6 protein-coding genes are annotated in these 8,828 nt (G+C 48.9%); all 6 read left to right on the top strand.

What is annotated here, in order from left to right; translation table 11 throughout:
* Positions 1 to 41: 41 nt before the first annotated feature.
* The 6 genes from KDK14_RS02735 to KDK14_RS02710 all read left to right on the top strand — a co-directional run bounded on the left by KDK14_RS02735 (position 42) and on the right by KDK14_RS02710 (position 8,543).
* Positions 42 to 221: a hypothetical protein gene (locus KDK14_RS02735; protein WP_257263490.1), complete on the top strand. Its 180-nt coding sequence runs from the start codon at positions 42 to 44 to the stop codon at positions 219 to 221.
* Between the two features lie 13 nt (positions 222 to 234).
* Positions 235 to 708, top strand: a complete 474-nt coding sequence (gene tadA, locus KDK14_RS02730; RefSeq protein ID WP_257263489.1) for a tRNA adenosine(34) deaminase TadA — start codon at positions 235 to 237, stop codon at positions 706 to 708.
* Positions 709 to 947: 239 nt separating this feature from the next.
* A complete protein-coding gene (gene purL, locus KDK14_RS02725) occupies positions 948 to 4,874 on the top strand; it encodes a phosphoribosylformylglycinamidine synthase (RefSeq protein ID WP_257263488.1) in 3,927 nt (1,308 codons plus the stop codon).
* Between the two features lie 103 nt (positions 4,875 to 4,977).
* The gene (locus KDK14_RS02720) at positions 4,978 to 5,385 is read left to right on the top strand and encodes a glycine zipper 2TM domain-containing protein (RefSeq protein WP_257263487.1); all 408 of its coding nucleotides are present in this window, start codon (positions 4,978 to 4,980) and stop codon (positions 5,383 to 5,385) included.
* A 387-nt stretch (positions 5,386 to 5,772) separates the two neighbouring features.
* Positions 5,773 to 7,017: a hypothetical protein gene (locus tag KDK14_RS02715; protein WP_257263486.1), complete on the top strand. Its 1,245-nt coding sequence runs from the start codon at positions 5,773 to 5,775 to the stop codon at positions 7,015 to 7,017.
* Between the two features lie 137 nt (positions 7,018 to 7,154).
* Positions 7,155 to 8,543, top strand: a complete 1,389-nt coding sequence (locus KDK14_RS02710; RefSeq protein WP_257263485.1) for a protein kinase family protein — start codon at positions 7,155 to 7,157, stop codon at positions 8,541 to 8,543.
* The last annotated feature ends 285 nt before the right edge of the window (positions 8,544 to 8,828 follow it).

Below are 8,828 nucleotides of genomic sequence, written 5' to 3'. Positions count from 1 at the left end.
ATCTATAGCATAGACACTATATATAGCTCAGACATTCCATATTGGAAAACAAATCCATAGGTTTAATCGGCTGTTTTTCATTTTTTTTAAAAAGCTTGAAAAAAATGCTCAAATCAGCGGCGGATGAAAAGCTTGCTATTTTCCTTCATGATACAAAATTATTTAAGAAATCCCCCAGATCAACAGAGCGTTATGTTGTTTGGCAGACCGTTTGTGATTAATGACACTATTTGGATGAATGACACTATCTGGATGAAAGAAGCCCTGCTGGAAGCTGTCAAGGGCCGTAACCTGGGTGAGGTTCCCGTCGGTGCTGTGGTGGTCAAGGACGGTCAGGTTATCGCCCGGGCCTGTAATCAGCCAGTTTCATCCTGTAATCCCGTTGCTCATGCTGAAATTCTGGCACTTCAGTCAGCGGCTGCAGCCATTGGCAACTACCGTCTGCTGGATTGTGATCTGTATGTCACGCTGGAGCCCTGTACCATGTGTGCGGGTGCTATTGTGCACAGCCGGATTCGTCGGCTGATTTACGGCACAGCAGAACCCAGGGCCGGCGCCATTGTCAGTGCTGCAAGAGTGCTTGAGCAACCGCAGATGAATCACCGGGTAGAGGTTACCGGCGGTGTTCTCAAGAATGAATGCAGTAAGATGATCAGCGAATTTTTTCGCGTTCGGCGCAAGCAGATTCGTGAAGCACGCAGAAAGTAGCCTTTTGTTTATAAATAGCATAAGAAATGCCCGGGATTGCTGGTTTCCGAAGGCTGGTTTCGATTATGATAGGCAGCCTTTGTTTATCCCCCCTGAGTTGAGAGGCTGCAGCCCACGAACTGGCTAGTAATCCAATTGGGAAGTGGCCATTCATGCGGGCTTCCTGATGCTCATTATTACCAGCTTATCCAGGCTGCAGCTCCTCATAGCTGTTAATTGGCCCGAGGACAGACCAGAACATGCTGATACTGCGTGGCACCCCTGCACTTTCCCAATTTCGTAGTCAAAAGCTGCTTGCCCAGCTGCAGGGCAGAGTGCCAGAGATCTCCTGTGTTGTTGCTGAATTCCAGCATTACGTCAAAACCCGGCCGCCGGGTACAACAGGGCCAAGTGAACGGCAGGCGGATATTCTGGCCAGACTGTTGACCTACGGCCCAAAGATTCATCAGACAGAGCCAGAAAACTTTGCCTCCCGGGCTGTATTTTTGGTGGTTCCCCGTCCGGGCACGATCTCCCCCTGGTCCAGTAAGGCATCCGATATTGCCCAAAATTGTGGTCTGGATATGATCCAGCGAATTGAGCGAGGCGTTCGGTTTGTGGTGTTTGCGGATACCCGCTTATCGAATGATCAGGAAGCACTGATTGCTGATTTGCTCCATGACCGGATGACCCAGGCGGTCTTCCGGGATGAGCGTGATATTCCAACATTGTTTGCTGTGTCCGAGCCTGCCCCAATGACTACGGTGTCGGTTCTGGCAGGGGGCACAGAGGCACTGGTGGCGGCTAACCTGTCCCTCGGTCTGGCCTTGGCTGAGGATGAAATCGACTATCTGGTGCAGTGCTATCAACAACTGGAACGGGACCCTTCGGATGTTGAGTTGATGATGTTTGCCCAGGCCAATTCAGAACACTGTCGGCATAAAATTTTTAATGCGTCCTGGAGTATTGATGGTGAAGCGCAGGCACTCTCCCTGTTCGAGATGATCCGAAATACGCACGCCATGCACAGTGAAGGGGTGTTATCGGCTTATAAAGATAACGCCTCGGTCATCGAAGGTTTTCACGCAAAGCGATTTTACCCGCAAGCTCAGAGTCGTGAATACGGCTTTAATGAGCAAGACATACACATCCTTATGAAGGTAGAAACCCACAATCACCCGACGGCCATCGCCCCATGGGCAGGTGCCGCTACCGGCTCTGGCGGTGAAATTCGCGATGAAGGCGCCACGGGCAGGGGCGCCAGGCCCAAGGCAGGTTTGACGGGGTTCACCGTATCCAACCTGAACATTCCCGGCTATGAACAGCCGTGGGAACAGGCTTATGGCAAGCCAGAGCGCATTGTCTCGCCACTGGAGATCATGATTGATGGTCCATTGGGCGGCGCCGGTTTTAATAATGAGTTTGGTCGCCCGAATCTGTGTGGCTATTTCCGTACCTTTGAGGCCAGTGTCAAAGGCGCTGCAGGTTATGAGGTTCGTGGCTACCACAAGCCCATTATGCTGGCCGGTGGTCTTGGCAATATCAAAGCTGAGCACGTTGCAAAAGGGGCGATCCCGGTGGGTGCCAGGCTGATTGTCCTGGGCGGTCCTGCCATGCAGATTGGCCTGGGTGGCGGTGCAGCCTCTTCCATGACCTCCGGTGAAGGCCAGGAAGACCTGGACTTTGCCAGTGTCCAGCGAGACAACCCGGAAATGGAGCGTCGTTGCCAGGAGGTGATCGACCGTTGCTGGCAGCAGGGGGACAGCAATCCCATCGCCTTCATTCACGATGTGGGGGCCGGTGGTCTATCCAACGCGCTGCCTGAACTGGTGAGTGATGGTGGTCGGGGCGGACACTTCCAGCTGCGTGCCATTCATAATGATGAACCGGGCATGTCGCCGCTGGCGCTCTGGTGTAATGAGTCCCAGGAACGTTATGTCCTGGCGGTGGTACCTGAAGACCTGCCCCGGTTCGAGGCGATCTGTCAGCAGGAGCGCTGCCCTTATGCTGTGGTGGGTGAGGCGACAGAAGAACAGCGGCTTGTGCTGGATGACAGCCACTTCAATAATCACCCGGTGGATATGCCACTGGACGTGCTGCTGGGTAAACCACCCGGGATGCACCGTGAGGTTCAACGCCAGTCCTTTCAGCGTACGCCTCTGGACCTGAGCGACATCCAGTTGCCTGAAGCAATGGAACGGGTATTGAAACTGCCATCCGTTGCCAGCAAAAACTTCCTGATCACCATTGGTGACCGAACCATTACCGGTTTGGTCAATCGTGACCAGATGATCGGCCCCTGGCAAGTGCCTGTGGCAGACTGCGCGGTTACTGCAACAGCGTTTGAGGGATATACCGGCGAAGCTATGTCCATAGGCGAACGAACCCCGCTTGCCCTGATCAACGCACCCGCTTCCGGTCGCATGGCGATTGGTGAGGCGATCACTAATATCGCTGCTGCCCGCATCGGTAAAATTGGCGATATTAAACTGTCGGCCAACTGGATGGCAGCCGCCGGTCATCCCGGTGAAGATGCCAACCTGTTCGATACAGTCAAAGCCGTGGGTATGGAGCTGTGCCCGGCACTGGGCATTGCCATTCCCGTGGGTAAGGACTCCATGTCCATGAGAACCCGGTGGCAGGAGAAGGGTGAACAGAAGTGTGTTACTTCACCACTGTCGCTGATTATCTCGGCATTTGCCCCGGTCCTGGATATTCGCAAAACGGTGACCCCCCAGCTAAGGACGGATCAGGGGAATACCGATCTGCTGTTGATTGATCTTGGCCGGGGCCACAACCGACTGGGTGGCTCAGCATTGGCCCAGGTCTATGGCCAGTCAGGTGATTCGGCTCCGGACGTTAATTCTCCGCAAGAGCTGACAGGATTCTTTAATGCCATTCAGGAACTGATGGATAAAGGCCTGCTGCTGGCCTATCACGACCGCTCGGATGGTGGCCTGTTTACCACCCTGATAGAGATGGCATTTGCTGGCCATACCGGTATTGCTGTTGATCTGGATAAACTGGTGGGTAACAAGTCCATGGTTCTGCCTGCCCTGTTTAATGAAGAGCTGGGTGCTGTTATCCAGGTGCGGCACCGTGATAAAGGTTTTGTCAAGGATATCCTGGCTCAGCATGGGCTGGCCGCCTGCTCTCACACTATTGGCACGCTGGCTGCGGGTCAGCGGGTATCGTTTCGGTTCAATGGTTCCGAGCTGGTCAGTGAAAGCCGGATCAAGTTCCAACGCTGGTGGTCAGAAACCAGTTATCGCATTCAGGCGCTGCGGGACAACACAGAGTGTGCGCAACAGGAATACGATAACCTGCTGGATGATCATGATGACGGGCTCCATGCCTCCCTGCCTTATGATATCTCCAGGGATGTGGCAGCCCCTTACATTAACACCGGGGTTCGTCCAGCCATGGCCATTTTGCGGGAGCAGGGGGTCAATGGCCAGGTAGAAATGGCTGCGGCCTTTGACCGGGCAGGTTTCACATCAGTGGATGTGCACATGAGTGACATTCTTTCCGGTAGACGAACTCTGGTTGAATTCAAGGGAGTGGTGGCCTGTGGTGGCTTCTCCTATGGGGATGTTTTGGGAGCCGGGGAAGGGTGGGCCAAGTCGATTCTCTTTAATGAACAGGTTCGTGATCAGTTTGCCCGTTTCTTCGACCGTCGCGACAGTTTTGCCCTGGGGGTGTGCAACGGCTGTCAGATGCTCTCCAATCTGCATGACCTGATTCCCGGTGCTGACTACTGGCCTCGTTTTGTCCGCAACCAGTCTGAGCAGTTTGAGGCCCGGGTGGCGATGGTTGAGGTTCAAAACAGCCGTTCAATTTTCTTCCGGGGGATGGACGGTGCCCGTATGCCCATTGCCGTTGCCCATGGGGAAGGGTATGCCGAGTTTGCCGATCCGTCTCATCTTGAGCGGCTGGCCAGCAGTGGTCAGGTCGCCTTGCAGTATGTGGATAACCGGGGCAAGCCCACCACACGCTACCCTTACAATCCTAACGGTTCGGTTCAGGGTGTTACTGGCCTGACCTCTGCCGATGGTCGGGTAACTATTATGATGCCCCATCCTGAGCGGGTATTTCGAACGGTGCAAAATAGCTGGCACCCTGATCACTGGGGTGAAGATGCTCCACTGATGAGAATGTTCCGGAACGCGCGGGTCTGGGTCGGCTAACTGGAGAGGTCTTTTCTGTTTTACCAGAAGGCGTTGAAGACATGAATTTGAGACACTGCTGGGCCATAGTGACCATTATTCTGCCGTTCTGTTGTCAGGGTGTATGACGGACAGCACAGGGACAACGTATTCAGGCAGTGAGGCCCGTCGAATTCAGCAGGTGAGCTTTGGCACTATTTCTGAGTTGCAATATGTCAAACTGGAAGGTACCGAAGGTGCCGTTGGTACGGTGGCGGGTGCGGCTATTGGTGGTATTGCCGGTTCCGGTGTTGGTGGTGGCAGAGGCAGTGATATTGCCGCTATTCTTGGTGGTGTTGCCGGTGGTGTGCTGGGGAGTCGGGCTGAAAAATCGCTGACCACACAGCAGGGCATTGAAATGACCATCCGGCTGGATAGTGGTCAATATATTTCAGTGGTTCAGCAAGCCAATCCATCAGCACCATTACAGGTTGGTGATACGGTTAAGATTCTGACCCGGGGGAACACGAGCAGAGTTGTAAAGATGCAATAAATAAATGGTTTAAAGGGGGTTTTGGCCGAATGGCACTGACTTGAGCGTGAAAGCCTTGTCATATTTAGTTAAAAGATTTTCACCACAAAGACACAAAGGAAAAAAAAGAAATTTTTTCTTTGTGTCTCTGTGCCTTTGTGGTTCAAATTCAAATCTGGCAACCTATATCAATGTCCCTGTTTACGGGGCATTTAAGCTTAAGTCAGTGCCATTGGGCTTAGGCCCGGGTTCTGTCCTTACTTGATATTATTTTGATTGAACACTAATGCAAAAAATTGTTTGGAACTTATTCCTGTGCATTTAGTCCAAGTCTAAAGAACAATGGTTTGCAGCCATGCGTGAAGGACAGGGAGTTCATTTGGCCAACTACTTGGTAATCTGATTGAAATGAATAATATAACTGCTTCAAAAACTGATACGCTAACAGCATCAAATGGTAAAGAGTTTAAGATAGAAGCAAACGGCCCTATGAACGTGTTTGGCAGGAGTGCACAAATAAGTGATGTAGAAAAAGAACCACCAGAAATCACCCATGACAAACAAAATGAAACTAATGGTAAAGAATTGCAGTCAATGAAAGCTCAAGCTGCCGGTACTGCCCACTGCCAGAAATTAACCTGCGAACTGCTCTGTGAGGATGAAAAGAAAAAATGGATTATGGGTCAGTGTAAATCAATTTATATCAAGGCTGTTTCATCGAAGACATACAGTGAATTCTGCAATGCATCAGATGAGCTGGATGAAATACGAGAGCATATGGTAGCGCCTGGCTGTAAACCCAGAGAAAAAATTTCAATTTATGGAGGTCAGTCTGCATTGTCCCCGAAGGAAATTGAAACAGTCTTACAGAATAAATTTCCTGAAAGAAAAATAGAAAATAAATGGGAATTGTTTTTCCATGATGATCTGACCAACTTTATCCATAGTGGTGAAGTGACTGCTGTCAAAAACTACACGGAGTTCCAACGTATACATACCGCTCTATGTATAATGGAGCGTAAAGATGACCTGGCTATTAAAGTTACGTTTATAGACTCAATTGGTATTCCATATCACAAGGATAAAAATATGTATGGCGGCTATCTTGCCGCTTGGGCTGAACCACTTTTCAATATAGCCAAAAAGCACACCGATAGAACATTTGAGCTTGGTCTTTTAGACGTGGCAAGCCAGAATGACCGGGTACATTGTTGCGCCTGGCTGGCAGAGTTTTTACGGAAAACAAAGAGCTATCCAGAATTAACTAATGAGCTTTGGAAGACAAGTATGAGTATTGAAGATTCCCTGATAGCCAGGATTTACCATTACCGAAGATCTAATGAAAAACCAGCCAACCTGAAATTGTATCTTTTACCTAAACTACCTCCAAAATATATGATGGCAGTTCAAAACCCCGGGAAGATACAAAGATATCTTGAAAACTATCAAGGGGGTCAAAATGACAAGCTGAAAAAGGTTCTGAACAGAGAGGTAGTTCAAGGTCTTGAATTTGATAATGGAAGGGTAGTGGATACAAATATACATCTTAACCGAAAGTCGTTGAAGTATAGTATTCAGGTAATAGCAAAAGAGTTAAACTGTGAAGAAGGATTGACGGATTTTTTTCGTGACAACAGTCCATACCGTAAATGATTAGTTGCACCTATTATTCAGGACACGTAATGGTTTGAATTTTTTCCTGACAATATGATGAATGTAATAAGAACAACAAAATGACGTATTTATAAACTGAGCAATTTGGAACTTCATTAAATATCCAGGGCCGCCACATGATCACCAATTCTGGGCAGGAAGCTGCTATCAATACCTCCGTTACCTCAACTTTATCTTCCAGTTCTCCCGCCAATAGGATTGAGAGGCCATCTTACGGGTACCGTTTTGCCAGGTGGCTGGTGCGTAATTACAAACAAAACCTGACTTTGCTGCTTTGTGCAACAGGTGGACTTACATACCTGCGTAATATGGCGACCAACTCAAGCACACCACTGGCGAATCTCAATATCCAACCCTGGCCGACAAGTTCGCCTGTGGCTCATTCAGGAATTATTCAAGGTATTGACTCCAGGCTCTCTGAAGCCCGGCCAGGCAATGGAGTTAGCATCAAGTTCCTGTTTGACCATCAATCTTTAAGACGTTTTATGGATTCCCATTTGAAAGGTGCTGATTATCCAGACTGGTATTTGAATTACATGACACAGGTCGATGCCTGTTCGCAACGCAGAGAGCTGGAAAAACGTGAAGCATCCAATTTTTCCAGAGTTATTCTCGCTGAAAGGTATCATATGCCATGCCGACAAAACGCTGGCTTTGAATTTAATTTTAAACTAGGCGCTGGATATTTTAACTCTGTCTATAAAGTTACCAGCAAGGAAGGTCAGCCTTTCGCCATGAAAGTGATAGACGACCTGGTTGATTTTGAGCATGAGCATACAATAAATCGCAAACTCCTGAATTCTAATGCCAGCGGCACCGAATATCTGGTCAAGATCACGGGCACATCTTCTACCAATAGCCCCTTGAAATACCTGATAATGGAGATGCTCGACTCAAATCTGCGTGACTTCCTTAAAGGTTTATCCACAGCCCCGGACAAACACCGTGTCCAAGCAATCTTCAGACAAATACTCAAGGGCGTACAAGCAATTCATGATACGGGTATGATCCATAATGATTTAAAGCTTGAGAACATACTCATCAATTCAAATGGTGATATTAAAATTGCTGACTTTGGACTGGCAGAAGACACCACAGAACACATCATAGCTGAAAATTATCCCGGTATTAAAGGTCCTGTCATTGTTCAGTACTTTTTGAACGGTCATGCTGAATCAGGTCATTCATCAGATAAACCCAGTGCAAATATAGACCTCTGGTGCCTGGGCATAATTTTTTCCCAGGTTTTCTTTGGAGAACACTTTTCACCACTTATTTTTCCTAAAGATCCTGGAAAGTGTATGAGATATTCTGATACCTTCTTTGCTGATTGTATATCTCACCACTTCAGTACCCAACGAGAGCTGGTTGCCAGCAGGATGCGTAGTTATGACGAAGAGGCAGCTCACCTGTTCAGCAAGCTGACCGAATTAGGCCAGATAAAAGCAATCACTCCTGGCCAGGCGTTGCAATACCCTTACATGCAGGAAGATGAAGGAAGATGATTGTTGGACTCATCAAAGGCCTTACACGGGCCTGACGACTGGACATATCAAGAGGGCAGAAGCCAATGGCACTGACTTAAGAGTGAAAGCTTGCCATACGTAGGCTTTAAGGCACCCTATGATTTGAACCACAAAGGACACAAATGCCCATGGCGGGTGAAAATATTTTGCGCCACCCTCAAGAATCAAAAATAGTTAAGCAAAATATTTTTCACGGCAAAGAGCACCAAGAAGCAGGGCGACAGAATCGGTCGAACGATCATCCCGATAATAGGATATTTAGCT

This window comes from Endozoicomonas sp. ONNA2, assembly GCF_024606365.1.
Taxonomy (GTDB): Bacteria; Pseudomonadota; Gammaproteobacteria; order Pseudomonadales; family Endozoicomonadaceae; genus Endozoicomonas.
The sequence above is the reverse complement of the archived record's forward strand: the minus strand, read 5'-3'. Positions and strand labels throughout refer to the sequence as shown.

Bases quoted from the DNA above. Each gene is read 5' to 3' on its own strand.
- purL (WP_257263488.1), top strand. From the start codon at position 948: ATGCTGATACTGCGTGGCACCCCTGCACTTTCCCAATTTCGTAGTCAA.
- KDK14_RS02715 (WP_257263486.1), top strand. From the start codon at position 5,773: ATGAATAATATAACTGCTTCAAAAACTGATACGCTAACAGCATCAAAT.
- KDK14_RS02710 (WP_257263485.1), top strand. From the start codon at position 7,155: ATGATCACCAATTCTGGGCAGGAAGCTGCTATCAATACCTCCGTTACC.
- KDK14_RS02720 (WP_257263487.1), top strand. From the start codon at position 4,978: ATGACGGACAGCACAGGGACAACGTATTCAGGCAGTGAGGCCCGTCGA.
- tadA (WP_257263489.1), top strand. From the start codon at position 235: ATGAATGACACTATCTGGATGAAAGAAGCCCTGCTGGAAGCTGTCAAG.